Source organism: Pseudomonas sp. LBUM1649, from assembly GCF_059716155.1.
In genome coordinates this window covers 6529153-6545840 of the sequence record NZ_CP166807.1, presented here as the reverse complement: position 1 = coordinate 6545840, position 16688 = coordinate 6529153, and the positions used below count along the sequence as shown (strand labels likewise).

The following is a 16688-nucleotide window of genomic DNA, read 5'->3' as shown; positions in this document are numbered from 1 at the left end:
GGTGGCTCAGCCCCAATCCGAACTACTATATCTGGACATATGCCACGACCGATTTTCGAATTACCTCCCTCGCTTCATCTGCGCACCCCCAACGGCCTATCTTCACCCACTTGCCCGGCTCCAAAGCCTTGTAATATTCGAAATAATGTTGGATCTGGGCGAGCAACAGTATAGGAAGGTCTTCCCACTCCTTTACGTTGCCGTACATAGGGCTAAGCTTCTCGTGAGGTACCGCGATTACTTTGGCTCCCGGGCCAGTCTCATCGTTTGTGTGCATCACACCAACGGGACGGCTGCGAACTACAACGCCAGACGGTACTGGATAAGGGCAAATTAAAAGTACGTCAAGAGGGGCGCCATCTTTACATAGGGTATTTGGAATAAATCCGTAGTAGGCCGGATAGAGAGTTGATGCACAGAGAAATCGGTCAACGAAAATCTGCCCACTTAGTTTATCCACCTCGTAATTAACTGGCGAATGGTTGGCAGGGGACTCGATAACTGTAAAAAAATCGTCGGGGATCTCGTTGCCTGCTGTAATGCCCTCAAAATTCATGTTCGTACCTCAATGTTTTAAAAAGATTACTCGCTAATCTTGTTCAGTTTGCAATACTCCTCCCAGTCCATTTCTACCATTTCTACCATTTCTGCCACTTCTCGATGAAACTCCAGCGTCAGGTATTTCAAGTCTTTGGAAGACTCTGAAATCATTATGAGTGTAAGCTCCCATACCTCGATTCCTAGTCGCGTCGCCTCTTGTTCAAAAGCAGACTCAATGCATAGTTTTTTTTCGACTAGATTTAGCCCGTTGACGTCGTCATTGAGTGATGAGTTGCCGTTCAAAAACTTCGAGAGTGCTAATTCTCTTCGTAAGTCATCCGAGTTCATCAGCTTCTCCAGTACGGGGATCCGTCTCGGCATTTTTTGCTCGGAAATTGTCCATGGCTAGGCAATCTTTGTGTCAGTAAACCAACTACGAATCGTTTTGAGAAAAAAGAAATGCATTGTGTCCCACCAACGTTTCCACCTAGCGCCGGAGTCTCCATCTTCAAGGGTAATTAATGGTCTACTCCCCAACTTTTTGCCATCATCGTACAGTTCTAGCCTACCAACGATGGTGCCGGCGGCGGAGGAGCCTCCAGCGGTCCAAAAACTTCATAACGCCTCTCTATTTTTCGATTTATATTTTTGGGCAGGGTGAGAATCAGATCATCCAGCAATCCCAGCGCGATCGACCGCTGCTTGCCTTTCCAGAGCTCCGACTCAATGAGCTTCTCCCCGCCTTTTTCATAGGTTTTGGTGTCGTAGAAGCGAAACCCGTAGCCCATCAGCTTTTCCGTTTCTGCTGTGCGCCTATATGCACTGCTTGCGCCAAGGATAACGCTAATCAAGCGTCGCCCGGCTCGGTGCGACGAAGCCACCATGCAATACCGGGCTGCTTCGGTATAGCCGGTTTTCAATCCATCGAAACTGGGGTCGCGCCATAAAAGGAGGTTTCGATTAGCCTGTCGAATTCCGTTCCAAGTGAAGTGTTTCTTGGCGTAAAGCAAATAGGAGCCAGTTCCTTTGCCAATGATTTCCGCCGCCAATGTGGCCATGTCGCGAGCGGATGAATAATGCTCTGGCTCAGGCAGCCCGGTAGCATTCATAAAGTGTGTATTGCTCATTCCTAACGTAGTAGCGGTCGCATTCATCATCCCGACGAAGGTGCCTTCGCTTCCAGCTACATGTTCAGCCAGTGCAACGCTTGCATCATTACCGGAGACGATGACTACACCGTTCAGCAAATCATGAACCGAGACTATGCTGCCAGGGTCAAGAAACATTCGCGAGCCACCCGTACGCCAAGCGTTTTCGCTGACCGTAGCTGTGTCATTTTCTTTCATGCGTCTGGCCTTGATTTCACGTGTAGTGATAAACGCGGTCATCATTTTTGTCAGGCTTGCTGGAGGTAGACGTAGGTCGCTGTTGTGACCGGTGATCACGCTACCCGTCGCCGCGTCAATTAGTATCCAGGCTTTGGCCCCGAGCTTTGGTGCCGCGGGGATCATCGCCCCTTGCGTGCTCGTTTCAGCCCGAGCATGGTTAACACAGGCAAGAGGCGCGGCTACGCAAAACACGGTCAATACAAGCCAGAACAACAGATATTTCACAAGCAGGAAGCCTTGGGTTTAGCAAGAAGTACTGAAAACCTAGTCCACAGCACTGCGGTGCTCAAATTAAATTCAATTAACTTAAATTTAATGTTCGGCCAGTGAGGAATACCACGATCAGTCGGAAACCATCGGGCATTGGATCAATACACGGGTACCGCTGTTCGTAGCCGCAGGTTGGATATCCAGCGAGTAGCCGTGCAATTTTACGATGGCTGCGACCAACGATAATCCGAGCCCATGCCCGGGCTGCATTCTGCTTGCATCTCCTCGATAGAGTCGACGAATGACGTGTGTACGATCCGTCTCGGGAATGCCGGCACCATCGTCGGCGACTTCAATGAGAACCGTTGAATCCTTGATACTTCCCTGCAGTTTGATATGCCCACCCTCTGGCGTAAATTTGATCGCGTTATCGAGCAAGTTGACCAAGGCCTCAAACAGCAACGAAGCGTCGCCATACAGTTGTGGTAGGTCAGTGGTGATTTCCAGAGAAAGCGTCTGAGAGCGATCGAGTGCCAAGGGTTCGTAAAATTCATGCGCTTGTTGTAACAACGCCATGATGTGGAAAGGTGCAAATGCTGAGCGGCGGCGAATGTCCTCGAGCTCGGCAACCCGAAGCAATCCCTGGAAACGCACCATGATCGATTCGCTTTCCTCAAGAGCCTGATTTAATGTTTGCTCGTGTTCACTATCCAAAGGCAGTTGCTGGAGCTGATAAAGCCGTGCACGCAACCGTGTCAGCGGCGTACGCAGATCATGCGCGACACCATCGCAGACGCTTTTAACCTCATGCATCAGTTGCTCGATATGGTCGAGCATCGTATTGACGGCGTTCGCCAGCATATCCAACTCGTCGCGGCGGGCTGATAGAGGTAAGCGCTCCGACAAATTGCCTGAAACGATACTCTCCGTACAAAGCTGCAACCGTTTGACTCGGCGTAACGGTAGGCGCCGTAGTAAATACCAGCCAATCAATCCGGGGATAAGTGTTAATGAGAATCCCCACATCAATGCCTGCTCAATAATTCCCCCAACCGCTGAAATCGAGCCACCGTCCCGCGCCAAAATAAGAATGTGTCCATCGCGGCGCCGAGTTAATAGGGCATAGCTGCTTCTGGTTTCTTCATCGGGTAACGCAATACTCAATCCGCGCTCAAGGTAATGGACCTTCCCATCATCGGGCAAACTGGAACGCAGTTTGAGCAGGTCTCCTGCGATGTGCTGGCCATCGGCTGTGAACAATCCGTACGCGTCGATTCCGGGCGTCGAATAGGCTTCACTGGCAGCCAGTTCTTTTACCAATTTATTATCATCGACTTTTTGATAGTAGTGCGCACGCTGCAATAATGTTCGCTCTGCAACGGCTCCCAGGACTTGGGAGATTTGCCAGTACAATACCCCGGTGAAGAGTGCTCCCCAAACCACAAAAAATATGGCGTAGAACCCGATCAATCGACTACCGGAAGAGCGCCATTCCTCAGTCTTTGGTAGCAAGGACATAGCCAGCACCACGTATCGTATGGATGACGGGAGAGTCTTTATCGCCTTCGAGCTTTTTCCGCAGTCTGCCAATGTGAACATCTATGATATTCGTTCCCGGATCGAAGTGATAACCCCAGACCTCTTCGAATAGCATGGTGCGTGTGACAAGTTGGCCTGCACTGCGCATTAGGTAATTGAGCAGTTTGAACTCGGTCGGAAGCAGCAGGATGTGCTCGTCGTTTCGAGTCAATTTGTGCTCAACCAGATCCAGTCGCAGATTTCCACAACTGAGATGTGGATGGCTAGAATCGGCACCGGTGCGCCGAAGCAGCGCGTCCAGACGCGCAAGCATCTCGATGGGCGAAAATGGTTTGGTCAAATAGTCATCGCCACCCGCCCGAAGCCCCTTAACACGTTCATCTACGTCTGAAAGTGCACTGATCATCAGGACCGGTGTCTGGATGCCAAGGCCCCTTAAAGTACTGACAATCGTTAGCCCATCAAAATCGGGGAGCATTCGATCCAGAGTAATAGCGTCATAGCCTCCAGCAATCGCCAAGGCCAGTCCGTCTCGTCCGGTTTTGGCCCATTTGGAGCTGAAACCGTTGCGTTGGAGCGCGGCAATGATGACTTCTGCCGTCACCTCGTCATCCTCTATAACCAACGCGTAACTCATAACGTCCTCCTGATGAATCTTATTTCATTCTCCCTACGTATTGCCTAATGCCGATACGGCTTACCCTAAAGACCAACGCTGCGGCCGAAAATTAAATATTTCTTAATCCACCTTAACCTTGATGCCCTCCAAGGCACGGATATATTTGCCATAGCGGATGCTCAACCGTACCAAGAGGTGGAAAAATGTGACCCCTTATTTGGCTTTCTTTTTGCTAGTGTTCGGCATGGTGTGTACGTACGCGAACTGATGGCTGAGACAAGCAAACCGGCATAGCTCTACCGGCTCGTACGTGCTGATGCTACGAGCGAAGCGCAGAGCGCAGACTTGTGCCGTTTCCCTGGTTGAGCGAAACATAATCGCTAGTGTCTGGATGCGCCCCTGGTATTTAGGATTGAGAGGTCGCCAGTCGACGCAGGCTGCCACCTGTCACTCCAGCAAGGCATCCCTTCGTGGGCGATCGGGATCATCGTGCGGTTTTGCTCTTGGAGAATCCTATGACTCGGCAAGAACAATTTTTAGCAAAAGCGCTGGAAGTACACCATGAGTACCAACAGGCTACAGCTATCATCCACGCCATGATGAGTAAAAACATTACCGTGGGTCCTGAGTGGGATGCTGCTGTCGCGAGGCAGCTCGCAGCGCTTGACTCCTGGATGGAATTGCCTCAAGGGTACGGCGACCTTCGAGCTAACAACTGATTCAATGGTTTGCAGTAATAGCGCGTTTTAGAAATTTTTGTTGGATCGGAAGTCTCTTCTTTTCTCCACTCCTCCTTGGAAGTGACGATCACTTTCAGTCTGCCTCGCATGCCCACATCTGCATAGAAGGTTGACTATGAGACGGTGCTCCAATCCACTTGCTCATGGAATGACATTGGTCGTCAAAACACAGCTGATAATCGCCAGCCTCGGGCGTTCGTCCCAGACTCAGTGGTTGCATAGCTGGCAATGATCGCCGGTAGTGCCAACTGCCTTTTTCCAGTCGAGCATCTTGTGGAATCTCCATCCCCGCGCCATTGCCACGCACACGAGCTTCTTCCAATACCAGGCCCTGCTCGGTGATGCTGTAGTCCTCCTCCCAGCGAATCTTTTCAATGGTGTGATTCCACGCCAGCGTGAAGTGCGAAATCGACAGTTGAGCCCACACGGCGCCGGTGAGGCCCAGGCATAATCCGATCATGCGTTGGCGATCCCTGCCTGACGGGACCGCCAAACGTGTTGAAGTATCATCAATGTCCCAAGGGCGAAGCCCAGCTCATCAGTCAGTGGCAACGCCACAACCAGCAAGGCGCCTGCGGCCACGCACAACAAACGCTCCCAGATAGGCATCTTGCACTGAAGGTAGCCGGTGGACGCCATCCCCCAGAGCCCGACCGCCAACGTCGTCTTGATCAACATGTAGGCGGTTATCCACAGATTGTTGCCTTGCAGCATCAGTGCCGGGTTGTAGACCGCCATGAACGGAATGACGAAACCCGCCAATGCGATTCGAACCGCCCACAGGCTGATCTTGAATCCACTCTCCTTGGCGATCGGTGCGGCCGCAAAGCAGGCGAGAGCGACCGGAGGAGTGAGATCGGCGAGGATGCCGAAATAGAATACGAACATGTGCGACACGATCAGAGGCACACCCAACTCCAGCAGGGCAGGGGCTGCGATCGAGCTGGTAATGATGTAATTGGGAATGGTCGGGATGCCCATGCCCAGCACCAGGCAGGTGATCATCGTCAAGATCAGCGAAAGCAGCAGGTTGTCCCGGCCAATAGCCAAAATGTAACCCGCAAAGGTGGAGGCCACGCCGGTCAGTGACACCACACCGATAATGATGCCCACCAGTGCGCAGGCAATCCCTACCGGTACCGCATGGCGCGCGCCTTCGACCAGGGCATGCAGGCAGATAGTCAGTGTTTCGTGACCACCCTTGATGAACCAGCAGGTGACCACCAGTACGGCGATGACCGCAAAGATCACACCGATGCCGAGCTGGAAAAAACCGGTACACAAGACGCCAAGCGCTATCCAAAAGGTGCAGCGTAAGCCGAAACTTTGCACTCTGAGAATAATCGCCGAGCCGAGAATTACGATGGCCGTCAGTGCCAGACCGACCATGCCGGAGAACAGGGGTGTGCGCCCGGAAAACAGTAAGTAGACCAATACCAGCAGTGGAATCAGTAGATACCAGTTCTCCTTGACCGCACCCAATGCACTGGGGCATTGGTCCTTGGGAAGGCCTTTGAGATTCGAGCGCTTGGCCTCCAGATGAACCATCCAGAACACCGAGCCGAAATACAGGATGGCGGGAATCAACGCCGCTTTGGCGATCTCTACGAAGGGAACGTTGATGGTTTCAGCCATGATGAAAGCGACGGCCCCCATCACCGGCGGCATCAATTGGCTGCCCATGCTGGAGGTGGCTTCCACCCCACCGGCAAACGCAGCTCGGTAGCCAAAGCGTTTCATGAGTGGGATGGTGAATTGCCCCGTGGTAACGACGTTGGCAATCCCGGAGCCGGTGATGGTACCCATCAACGCCGATGAGGCGACTGCAACTTTGGCTGGCCCGCCCAACTTGTGGCCGAACAGGCCCATGGCAAAATCGGTGAACAGCTTGATCATGCCGGCTTGTTCAAGAAATGCACCGAATAGAATGAAAAGAAAAATGTAGGTAGCCGATACATAGGTGGGTGTGCCGTACAGCCCTTCGGTACCAAATGACAATTGGTTGATGATTTGATCGAAGCCATAACCGCGGTGGGCCAGGTCGCCGGGTAGATATTCGCCAAACAAGCCATAAGCCAGAAATAGACCGCAAATGATGGGCAGAGCAATGCCCATCACTCGCCGTGCAGCTTCGAACACCAGTGCAATTAGCAAAAGACCCAGCACAGTGTCTGCCAATGTCAGATCGCCAGACCGCTGGATTAGATCAGCCTCGAATACCCATTGGTACATGGCTGTGGCGATGGCCGCTAAACTGAGCACCCAGGCCAGAGGTTGCCAAGGACGCTTTCTGCCGTAAGCCGGGTAGCTCAGAAATACTACCCATAGTAAAAAGCCCACGTGTACGGCACGCAGAACCTGGCTTGAGATCGGCGAAAACGCAGCGGTGAAGATCTGAAAAATCGAGAACAACAATGCCACACAAAATAGGGCTTTTGGCCAGTCTCGCGGATTTGCGGAGATGCCGTGATGATCTTCACTCATGTGCTGCCTGCCTCATGACTGCATGGAAGGTGGGCGAACAGTCGACGCAGTGATAATCCTGGCCGACACGCCTGGCGCCTTACAGCGCACCTTTTTCCTTGTAATAACGTTCCGCGCCCGGATGGAGCGCAATTGGCAGGTTCTTGGCAGCGGTTTCCAATTTGATGTCCTTGGCTGCCGAATGAGAGTTACCCAGGCGTGTCAGGTTTTCGAACAACAACTTGGTCATTTGGTAAGCCACTTCATCCGTCACGTCTGCACGGGTGACCAGGATATTTGTGATCGCCACCGTCGGTACCGCATCAGGTTGCCCGTCATAGGTATTGGCGGGAATCATTGCGCCCTGATAGGCCGGGTTGCCGATTTTTGCGACCACCTCAGTTGGGATTGAGACATAGTTCAGCGGCAGGACAGAGGACAGGTCACGAATGGCCGCCATGCCCAATCCGGAAGACTGCAGCGTGGCGTCCAGTTGTCGATTCTTGATCAGCTCGACCGATTCGGCGAATGGCAGGTATTGCACTTTAGCCATATCTTCGTAAGTCAAACCCGCGGCTTTGAAAATCGCACGTGCGTTGAGCTCAGTGCCCGATTTCGGTGCCCCAACCGAGACGGTCTTGCCTTTGAGGTCGGCCAGCGACTTGATTCCCGATTCCTTGCTGGCCACGATTTGAATGTAGTTGGGATAAGCACCGGCAATCGCACGCAACTTGGTCAGTGGCGCGTTGAAGCCTGCATCAGCAACACCGTTTTTTGCGTCGGCCACTGAGTCCCCCAGCGCCAACGCCAGCTCACCTCGACCGGCCTGCAGCAGGTTCAAGTTCTCCACCGAGGCTTTGGTGGCTTGCACCGACGTTTTCACCCCTGGTATTCCGTCGCTGTAAATCTGCGACAGACCGACACCAATCGGGTAGTAAACCCCGCTGGTTCCCCCAGTCAATATATTGATGAACACTGGCGCGGCCTGTGTAGTGGTGGTGATAGCCAAGGTTGTGGCAGCGACCAGGAGGGCAAAGCGGCTTTTTACTCGCATCGGAAACTCTCCGTCTTGTTATGGCTTTATGCAGAGTGTTCCAACTGTAGTCGATAGTTACGCAGCGAGTGGGCAGTCCATCACTGGCCGGGAAATCGGCGACCGATTTAGGGGGCGCTTGAATTGTTTTGTAATCATTTGCCCGGCTCCGGTAGGAGCGCAAAACTAATCCGGTTAGTCTTGGCTCACTTCGGTGACGAAATCTTCAACTGGAATCCGCTCGAGTGATCAAACCACTACTTTTGATACGCCGGCGCTTTGCCTCGATCCGGTGGCGTACACGGGTGACGCTTTGGGCAGCAGCTACGCTCGCGGGTCTGTTGGTGGTGATGTTCGCCCGCCTGGCCGATCTGGCTCTCACGCAATTTGCCCAACAGGCAGCCGAGCGGCCGTGGCTGCCCTTCGTCTACACACCGCTAATAGGCATGCTGGTGGTGTGGATGACCACCCGTTTTTTTGTGGGCTCCCAAGGCAGCGGGATCCCTCAAGTGATCGCCGCTACCCGCCTGGCTCACCAAGGGAAGCCAGTCGATAAACTGGTGTCGCTGCGGATCGCCTTCGCCAAGATTGGCCTTGGCACTCTGGCGCTGACCGGAGGCTTTTCGGCCGGGCGCGAAGGCCCTTCGGTGCAAGTCGCGGCCTCGATCATGCATTTCTTTCACCGCTATTTGCCCAATGCCCGAATCATCCGCAGCGAAGATCTCATTCTCGCCGGCGGCGCTGCGGGCATTGCTGCCGCGTTCAACACACCGCTGGCCGGCGTTGCCTTTGCGGTCGAAGAATTGGGCCGCAAGTTGGAAACACGCACCAGTGGTGTCTTGCTCAGTACGATCATTCTGTCGGGGATGGTCGCGATAGCCTTGCAAGGTAACTATCACTATTTTGGTCATTTTGGCGTTCAAGACATTCACCTCGACATTATTGCCCCTGTGCTGGTCACCGGTATTGGCTGCGGTCTTCTGGGAGGGTTGTTCAGCCGGATGTTGCTGTGGCCCCAGCGCCATCATCGATTTGTTGTCTGGCAATGGCGAAGTACGCACCCCGTCTGGTTCGCTGGCGCTTGCGGATTGATCGTGGCCATTCTCGGTTGGCTTAGCGCAGGGATGTCATTTGGCAGCGGTTATGGCATCACCTCCCAGGTCATCGTGTCCGATATCAGCCTGCCATGGCATGCGCCGATCACGCGTTTTCTGGCGACCGTGGTGACTTACTTTTCCGGGATCCCCGGTGGCATTTTTGCCCCGTCTTTGGCAGTAGGCGCTGCTGTTGGGGCAAATGCCGCCGAATTTTTCGGCCTGGCTGCTCAACCGGTCATTGCCTTGTGCATGGCCGGGTTTCTTGCCGCGGTCACGCAGTCGCCCATCACGTCCGCAATCATCGTGATGGAGATGATCGACAGCCACGGGATGGTGATCAGTCTCATGGCTGTCGCGCTCATTGCCAAAGCGGTCAGTGCAAGGATGGGGCCGGAGTTGTATCAGCAGTTGGCCCGCTGGTTTCTGCAGGCCCAGGACAGTGATGCAACTTCGCGGAAGTCAGGTTGATCTAGCGCACCAGTTGTCGAGCCGTTGCACCGAGCGTCTGTTTGTCCTCCTCCAATGTCAGTGCAAGGTTCGCGCGCTTGACAAGTAGATCTGCATGCCGGGTACAGGCACCGCCAAACAAATCAGGGTGTATGTGCGCGAGACTGACAAGGGCCTTCATCAAACGAAGGTCCACTTCGAGCAAGCCCGCGCCGTCCCGAGCTATGGGCGCGAAAAAGTCATCGAACAGGTCTTCGACCCTCAGGCTGCGCAAGTAAACCTGCTCGCAATCTTTATCGATTTTTGCCGTAGGATCTTGGGGTACGCTCCAACAGGTTAGGCTTCTGACCCCGCGCCCAATGACGTCGATTGCTGTTCCAGGGTCGTTAACTGCTGGCGATAGTGCGCGTGAGGCAATCTCGGAAAGCACCGACAGCCCAAACCGTGGATCATGCTCAAACGTTCGACGCACGCCAATGGTGAGTGCTGCGAGGATTTTTTCGCTGTTCGAGGGGAAAGCGTCTGCGTGCTCCCTGTTCAAACTCTCAATTCGAGCGATGGGCATGTCCAGATGTACAAAGCTTCCCGGAAGGACGTCCAGGAAGATCTTTATTTCGCAGGTTTTGGCAATGGCGCCTAACGCGTGTACATCAATGTGCTGGACATACCCGGTTTGATGACTTGAGATTTTTTGCGCCGTGGGTGGAATCATCCACTCGGATGGGTAAGCAGCACCGCCCAAATGAGGCCATTGGACTCTGTTTTTTATGGCGTCGATGGTTGCCTGTTCGACACGATCAATGGTTTCGCCCACCCGGCCGAGCTTGGACAGGTGATCGATCCAGCGCAATAGGGTGTAAACAATCAAAATTACGACGGCAATGGTCACCGCAAATAGCAGGACCCTTCCTTGCGTGCCGTACGCCCCGGTACTCAAAGCAATAATACCCACCAGGCTGAACAGAAATGATCCGATGAAGGTAGCGAGTGCATTTTGTGTCGTGGTGTCCTCCATCACCAGCGTGGTAGCACGAGGCGTTACGCCACTGCTGGCCGCACCATAGGCAGTCACCATTGTACTTAGAGAAAAAGTGGTCACTGCAAGCATGCTTGAAGCGATAATGCCCAAGATTTTGTCGACGGCGTCGGCGCCGATTCGGGTGGGCAATGATTCAGGAATGTAGTCCTTGAAGGCAACGGCGAGTAACGCAGTTGCTATTCCCAGCAAAGAAAACAGACTCGCTCTGAACCACAGCCGTTTGGTCAGTTGGTGTAACACCCAGCGCCAACGAGCGATCATTTTAATATCCTTGATAGTGACGTGATCGGTCAGTCGTTACGGTTTTGCGTCAGCAAAGGAGGAAGAGATGATGACCCTTGGTTGAGTATTCCTGGCAGCCGAAGGTTCATTCAGTAGTTTGGTTTGGCCATTTACTTCGTGCTTGTTAGCTCCTTATCATCCGGCTGGGTGCGTTGCTGCATGCGGCACAGCGCAGGTTAAAGCTCAAACGTTGGTCGGGCCGCCAGCGGAGAGTCAATGTGTCTGATAGAAATTCGGCGTCCTCAACTATTCCCCGTCCTCAGGTTTTGACCACTCGTGCATTGGCCGCAATAGAACGGTTTTCACATATCGAAGCGGTTAGCGGAATCGTTTTGCTACTCGCTGCGATGGTTGCACTCATCTGGGCCAACAGCCCGCTTGCTGATTCTTATGAGCACTTCTGGAACACCCCACTCACCTTGGGTCTAGGTGAGTTCACGGTCTCGTGTTCGCTGCATTTTTTGGTCAATGATGGGCTGATGGCTATCTTCTTTCTCGTGGTTGGAGCCGAGATACGCCAGGAAATCAATGACGGTGCGCTTGCGAATCTCAAGTTGGCAACGCTACCCCTGGGTGCTGCGTTAGGGGGCGTCATGATGCCGGCGATTATTTACATGGCGTTCAACCAGGGTACCGAAGCCAGTACAGGGTGGGCAGTACCCACCGCCACCGACATCGCGTTTGCTGTCGGGGTACTCGCACTGTTAGGGAAGTCGATTCCGGGTGGTATTCGCGTGTTGTTGCTGGCACTGGCCATCATCGATGACATCGTCGCCATCTTGATCATTGCCGTTTTTTATACCGCGAGCCTGGATTATCTGGGGTTAGTGGTTGCGTTAAGCGGATTGGCTCTGGTGCTGCTTTTTCAGAAAATGGGCATTGGCAAGGCCTATTTGTACATACTGCCTGGCGCAATTGTATGGTTTGGTCTCCTAAAAACCGGAGTTCATCCCACACTGGCGGGCGTCATTCTCGGTCTGATGACACCGGTAAACTCCAAGCCCGCAACGGAACAACCACTGGATACAATCGGGCGGACTTTCCATGAGCTGATGGATCGTTTCTCCCATTCCTCCAACAGTCCGCAGGAGGTCACCAAGCCGCTGAAGCAACTTCAGCAAGCACAGAGGGAAATATTGCCTCCGGTGCAACGCGTCCAGGTGGGATTGCACCCATGGGTAGCGTTTGGTGTCATGCCGCTCTTCGCTTTGGCCAATGCGGGTGTAGGTCTTGAAGGCATCAATCTGGACGATGATGTCTCTCGGAATATCTTCATGGGTGTCATATCAGCGCTTGTGCTCGGCAAGCCGCTCGGCATCGTTCTTGCGAGCGTCGCCCTCGTCAAGCTCAACATCTGCAAGCTGCCTGAGGGTGTGACATGGAGTGGCATCGGACTGGTGGGGTTGCTGGCCGGCATCGGATTTACGATGTCCATCTTTATCTCATCGTTGGCGTTTTCTGATCCTGCGTTACTTTCTTCGGCAAAACTCAGTGTTCTAGCGGCTTCAGCAGCGGCCGCAACTACCGGATTGATCTGGGGGAAAATAAAGTTCTGACGGTATGCTCTCGGATCAACATCCGATTGGGTGAACATCAACGGCGCACAGGCTGAATGGCCCGTGCGCCGTGTTGATTTACAGTTCGTTCAACTTCCTACTCATTCTCCAGTAGCTCAAGAAAAAAGTTTTACCGACTGCTAATCGGGACCGTGATGCTCCTCCCGAACGCCGAACTGATGGTCACAGTGGGATTGGATGATGGGCCACTGCCGGTGGTAGTCACCGATATCCGCCAACGCGCCCCAGTGCCGATCGGCGTGAGAATCGCGTTGCCGAGGTTGAGCGGGCCGGCGGTGGTGGTCGCGGTTGCCGTGAGGGTGTTGCCGGTGCCGCGTGATGTGGTCCCTGCGAGCTCCCAGGTGTAACGACTGTTGCTGCGAGACGTGACGGAGGCGCTGGTGACCACCAAGTCTTCGTTGACCGCTGCCGGGGTGACCGCCACCGATACCGTTGCCGGTTCCGAGACCGCGTTTTTGGCATCGCTGGCCTGGTAGGTGAAGGCCGCGGTGAAGGGCGCGGTGACGCTGGCCGGTGGCGTGTAGATGACGCGTACGCCGTCAGTACTGGCCGTGCCTTGGCCGGAGTCCGGTTGGGCCAGGCCCACCACTTTGAGTGGTACGTTACCGTCGGGGTCGGTGTCATTAGCCAAGACGTTGATGCTCACCGGTTGCCCGTTGCTGCTGGCCGCACTATCGGCGTTGGCAATCGGTTTTTGGTTCTGGCCTTCGTTGTCGTCATCGTCGTCATCATTACCGTTGCCATCGCCATTGCGAAAGGTCGGTAGCGCGGCGGAGTTGACATAGGTGACGCCATCCCAACCAGGCAGCGGCGTCGGCATCAACTGGAACTGCCCCGGATGCTCGATATCCCAGCGCAGCAGCATGGAGGTGTCCTCGTGCTGGGTGTTGTGGCAGTGCTCCATGTAGGTCCCGGCGAACTCGCGGAAGTGGATTGCCATTTCCACGTCCACCGAACTGTCGATACCTTCACCGATGCGATACACGTCCTTGCGCGCCCATTTTTCCCATTCCGGTGGCGCCTTACCGTCGCGGCTGAGAACGATGCCTTCCTCGAAATGCACGTGCACCGGGTGGTTCCAGCCGTTGCCACCATTCTTGATTTTCCACACCTCCAGCGTTCCGTCGCCAGTGTATCCCCCATCGGTCGGGCCGCTGGACAATTGCGCCGCCGCGTTGATCCGGCGAGGGTCCATGCTGTAGCCGAAGCCGCCATCGGTCTTGATGGTCCACGGCGCTTCGTCGGTGCCGTCGGAGCGGCCGAAAATGAACTCGCGATGCCGGGCCGCCTTGAGTTTGGTTTGGACGGTAGGATCGTCGCGGTCGAGGGTCAGCGGGATCATCACCTTACCGGCGGCTTTGCCGGGTTTGGCCGGTTCATAATCCGCCGGGTCCATGCTCACGTCCGTGCCGGTGTAAGGCTGCACGATCATTTGCATGAACTTGCCCACCACCGGGTCGCCCTTGTCCCATTCTGGCCCTTTACTGCCCTGCTTGATCACCGCTTTGTACTTCTCAGACAGCACGTCGGCCAGGCTCAAGGCGTTCTTCTCCGGCCCCTTGCCGGTCTTGTGTTCCATCAGGTTGACGAAGTACAGCTTGTCGCCGGTCTTGATCCCGTTTTTCCCGAAGTTGACAATGATATCGAAGCGCTCGGCGATGCCTTGGGTCGGCAGGATGGCGTTGTGGTTCTGTTTGTCGCCATCGCCGTCCAAGTCCATGCTGCCGTCGAACGGCACGGCATGCTCCATGAGATTGCCGTCGTTGCCGATCAGGTGGAACGGCACCCGGCTGTAGGACACACCGGAGCCCGACGGCCCGGGAAACTCGCCACCGTCGCCGGCGATTTCACGCACCAGGGCAATCCTGAAGTAGCGCGACACCGAGCCGTTGAGAATGCGGAAACGGTACCTGCGCGCGCGAACTTTTAGACGTGGCTGGAACTGCCAGTTGACCAGGATCTGGTCACCGAGAAAACCGTCGGTGTTGAACGGGTTGAACCACAATTGGCCGTTGGCGTCCCACGCCTTGTCGGCGACCACCAGGTTGACGTCGTAGTCGCGGTTGCCCCACGGCAACGCCGAGCCGCTGGGCAGGCGCAGGTTGACGCCGTCTTCGATCGCTTCGTTACCGCGATCCAGGGCGCTGTAGTAGTTCATCATTACCGCGTTGCCCTTGTAGACGTTCTGCGCGGTGAAATCGAGCATGTGGTCGTGGAACCAGTGGGTGCTCATGGTTTCGCGCCAGTCGCCACGGATCTTGATCGTGCCGTTGTTGCAAGTCTTCAGGCCGGGGCTGGCGTCGTTGACGAACAGCTTCTCACCCGGTGCGCACGGGAACGCCGCGCGCGGGTCCTGCGCCGTGGTGTTGATGGTGTCGTAACCGGCCAGCTGCAGCGGCCAGCGATAGTCGTAGTACTGCCCTGGAAAGAAAAACGCATTGGTGTAGCCGTCGCTTTCGGCCGGGGAGTGACCGTTGTGTTCGTGGGTGCTGATGGTGTGCAGGCCGAAACCCATGTTGGCCGACGGATCGATCGGCAAGGCGTTGTAGTGCCGCATCAATACCGGCTGGCCATAGCGGACCATCAGCAGTTTTGGTGGAAAGGTGCCGTCGAAGGTCCACAGTGCATTGTGATTCTGAACTGGCATGCTGGGGTGGAACTTGGTGTCGATGCCTTTGGTAGTGCCCGTTGTGGTCGGAATGTCCGAGGTCTGGTAGTAGAGCCCGCCTGGCCCGAACTCACCAACGGCATAGTTGTGCAATTGCCGGCGGTCACGCATGCCGCCATTGAGCTTGGCTCCCGCTTGCACGGTTTTGAAGGCGACCTGCGGGTAGAACTCGTTCCAACGTTGATGCGACCAGCCTTTTCCCGGTGGTCGGCCCTCGGCCGGAGAACCCACCGGATGGCGGTTGAGGAAGCTTTCGATTTGCGCCTTCCACGGGTTGCGGTCCAGCACGTTGGAGAACTGCGATGGAAACGGATACAGCCCGGGCTGGCGCATGAAGGCTTCCAATGCCGAACTCGAAGGGCCGCTGCGGGCGACACTGTCCGGGTCTTGCTGCGGCAATGGGCCGACGGTGGGTACCGGGAAGGTCAGTGGTGGTGCAGGCAGGGTTGGGTCGAGTTTTTCCGTACCGAACTCTTCGAACAGCAGCAATTGCTGGGTGTAAGGCTGGGCGCCGAACAACGGGCTGGGCTTGCCGTTGGTAGGGAAATTGAACGAGGTCTGAACACTCGGCGGCAACACGTTTTCGGCGCGCGGTGTGTTTCGGTCGCCGTACACGCCGTTGGGATAGGCGATAGCGCCCTGGTTGGCTTCGGACAGGCTTTTCAAGGCTTCCAACGCGGCTGCGGCTGCCACCGGATCGGCGGGCAGAGGGTAATACGCCGAGGGGTCTGTCGGTGGCGGCTCACTGACATCGTCGAGCGGTGTGGCGTTGGCCGTTGCCAGGGTCACGAGCATCGCGGAAGTCAGGCCTACCCTGCGTAAACAGCTCATTGAGTGGATCTGTGGTGTTGCACGTTTCATTTGATTCCCCTCGCGTCATGCCTAATCGGCGAAACCCGCCATCCCGTTTGGGAACGACAGCTGCTGCGGTAGTGGGGAAAGTGCAACTGTTAGGCCATCATCTGGCAGAGAAGAAAAAGTGCTAATGAATTAGTAAGTTGTTTCAGAGTGTTTCTGCGCGTTTACAGAAAATGATGGGGCATATT

The 16688-nt window shown here is 55.0% G+C and carries 12 protein-coding genes and 1 pseudogene; 3 read left to right on the top strand and 10 right to left on the bottom strand.

The features are described from left to right. Positions 1–25: 25 nt before the first annotated feature. From ppa to ACA058_RS30390, 5 genes and pseudogenes are all read right to left on the bottom strand, one after another. Positions 26–556: an inorganic diphosphatase gene (gene ppa, locus ACA058_RS30410; RefSeq protein ID WP_497637201.1), complete on the bottom strand. Its 531-nt coding sequence runs from the start codon at positions 554–556 to the stop codon at positions 26–28. A 26-nt stretch (positions 557–582) separates the two neighbouring features. Beyond that, positions 583–888: a DUF6388 family protein gene (locus ACA058_RS30405; protein ID WP_497637200.1), complete on the bottom strand. Its 306-nt coding sequence runs from the start codon at positions 886–888 to the stop codon at positions 583–585. A 57-nt stretch (positions 889–945) separates the two neighbouring features. Beyond that, positions 946–2144 (bottom strand): annotated as a pseudogene (locus tag ACA058_RS30400) (D-alanyl-D-alanine carboxypeptidase family protein). Positions 2145–2270: 126 nt separating this feature from the next. Further along, the gene (locus ACA058_RS30395) at positions 2271–3656 is read right to left on the bottom strand and encodes a sensor histidine kinase (protein WP_497637199.1); all 1386 of its coding nucleotides are present in this window, start codon (positions 3654–3656) and stop codon (positions 2271–2273) included. Then, positions 3634–4314: a response regulator transcription factor gene (locus ACA058_RS30390; protein WP_077185706.1), complete on the bottom strand. Its 681-nt coding sequence runs from the start codon at positions 4312–4314 to the stop codon at positions 3634–3636. The genes ACA058_RS30395 and ACA058_RS30390 overlap by 23 nt, the downstream gene beginning before the upstream one ends. A gap of 497 nt (positions 4315–4811) precedes the next feature. Between ACA058_RS30390 and ACA058_RS30385 the strand changes: the two genes are divergently transcribed. Beyond that, positions 4812–5015: a hypothetical protein gene (locus tag ACA058_RS30385; RefSeq protein WP_497637198.1), complete on the top strand. Its 204-nt coding sequence runs from the start codon at positions 4812–4814 to the stop codon at positions 5013–5015. Positions 5016–5109: 94 nt separating this feature from the next. Here the strand turns inward: ACA058_RS30385 and ACA058_RS30380 are convergent, their stop codons facing one another. From ACA058_RS30380 to ACA058_RS30370, 3 genes are all read right to left on the bottom strand, one after another. Beyond that, on the bottom strand, positions 5110–5496 hold the full coding sequence (locus ACA058_RS30380; protein WP_497637197.1) for a DUF1850 domain-containing protein: 387 nt from the start codon (positions 5494–5496) through the stop codon (positions 5110–5112). Further along, a complete protein-coding gene (locus ACA058_RS30375; protein ID WP_497637196.1) occupies positions 5493–7520 on the bottom strand; it encodes a TRAP transporter permease in 2028 nt (675 codons plus the stop codon). Before ACA058_RS30375 ends, ACA058_RS30380 begins: the two co-directional genes overlap by 4 nt. Before the next feature lie 79 nt (positions 7521–7599). Next, positions 7600–8553, bottom strand: coding sequence for a TAXI family TRAP transporter solute-binding subunit (locus ACA058_RS30370; RefSeq protein WP_497637195.1), 954 nt, complete (start codon positions 8551–8553; stop codon positions 7600–7602). 224 nt (positions 8554–8777) lie between these two features. Between ACA058_RS30370 and ACA058_RS30365 the strand changes: the two genes are divergently transcribed. After that, on the top strand, positions 8778–10097 hold the full coding sequence (locus tag ACA058_RS30365; protein ID WP_497637194.1) for a chloride channel protein: 1320 nt from the start codon (positions 8778–8780) through the stop codon (positions 10095–10097). 1 nt (position 10098) lies between these two features. On the opposite strand, the gene ACA058_RS30360 is transcribed toward ACA058_RS30365, so the two are convergent. Beyond that, on the bottom strand, positions 10099–11376 hold the full coding sequence (locus ACA058_RS30360) for a DUF2254 domain-containing protein (protein WP_497637193.1): 1278 nt from the start codon (positions 11374–11376) through the stop codon (positions 10099–10101). Positions 11377–11615: 239 nt separating this feature from the next. On the opposite strand from ACA058_RS30360, the gene nhaA reads away from it, so the two are divergent. Beyond that, positions 11616–12953 (top strand): Na+/H+ antiporter NhaA, encoded by a 1338-nt coding sequence (gene nhaA, locus ACA058_RS30355; RefSeq protein WP_497637192.1) that lies wholly within the window; start codon positions 11616–11618, stop codon positions 12951–12953. 130 nt (positions 12954–13083) lie between these two features. On the opposite strand, the gene ACA058_RS30350 is transcribed toward nhaA, so the two are convergent. Further along, on the bottom strand, positions 13084–16473 hold the full coding sequence (locus tag ACA058_RS30350; RefSeq protein ID WP_497640027.1) for an Ig-like domain-containing protein: 3390 nt from the start codon (positions 16471–16473) through the stop codon (positions 13084–13086). Positions 16474–16688: the final 215 nt, after the last annotated feature.

What these genes read in the sequence shown, in the direction of transcription:
- ACA058_RS30390 (WP_077185706.1), bottom strand. Translation starts at nt 4,314, where the DNA reads ATGAGTTACGCGTTGGTTATAGAGGATGACGAGGTGACGGCAGAAGTC.
- ACA058_RS30360 (WP_497637193.1), bottom strand. Translation starts at nt 11,376, where the DNA reads ATGATCGCTCGTTGGCGCTGGGTGTTACACCAACTGACCAAACGGCTG.
- ACA058_RS30350 (WP_497640027.1), bottom strand. Translation starts at nt 16,473, where the DNA reads ATGAGCTGTTTACGCAGGGTAGGCCTGACTTCCGCGATGCTCGTGACC.
- ACA058_RS30370 (WP_497637195.1), bottom strand. Translation starts at nt 8,553, where the DNA reads ATGCGAGTAAAAAGCCGCTTTGCCCTCCTGGTCGCTGCCACAACCTTG.
- ACA058_RS30405 (WP_497637200.1), bottom strand. Translation starts at nt 888, where the DNA reads ATGAACTCGGATGACTTACGAAGAGAATTAGCACTCTCGAAGTTTTTG.
- ppa (WP_497637201.1), bottom strand. Translation starts at nt 556, where the DNA reads ATGAATTTTGAGGGCATTACAGCAGGCAACGAGATCCCCGACGATTTT.
- ACA058_RS30375 (WP_497637196.1), bottom strand. Translation starts at nt 7,520, where the DNA reads ATGAGTGAAGATCATCACGGCATCTCCGCAAATCCGCGAGACTGGCCA.
- ACA058_RS30395 (WP_497637199.1), bottom strand. Translation starts at nt 3,656, where the DNA reads ATGTCCTTGCTACCAAAGACTGAGGAATGGCGCTCTTCCGGTAGTCGA.
- ACA058_RS30385 (WP_497637198.1), top strand. Translation starts at nt 4,812, where the DNA reads ATGACTCGGCAAGAACAATTTTTAGCAAAAGCGCTGGAAGTACACCAT.
- ACA058_RS30380 (WP_497637197.1), bottom strand. Translation starts at nt 5,496, where the DNA reads ATGATCGGATTATGCCTGGGCCTCACCGGCGCCGTGTGGGCTCAACTG.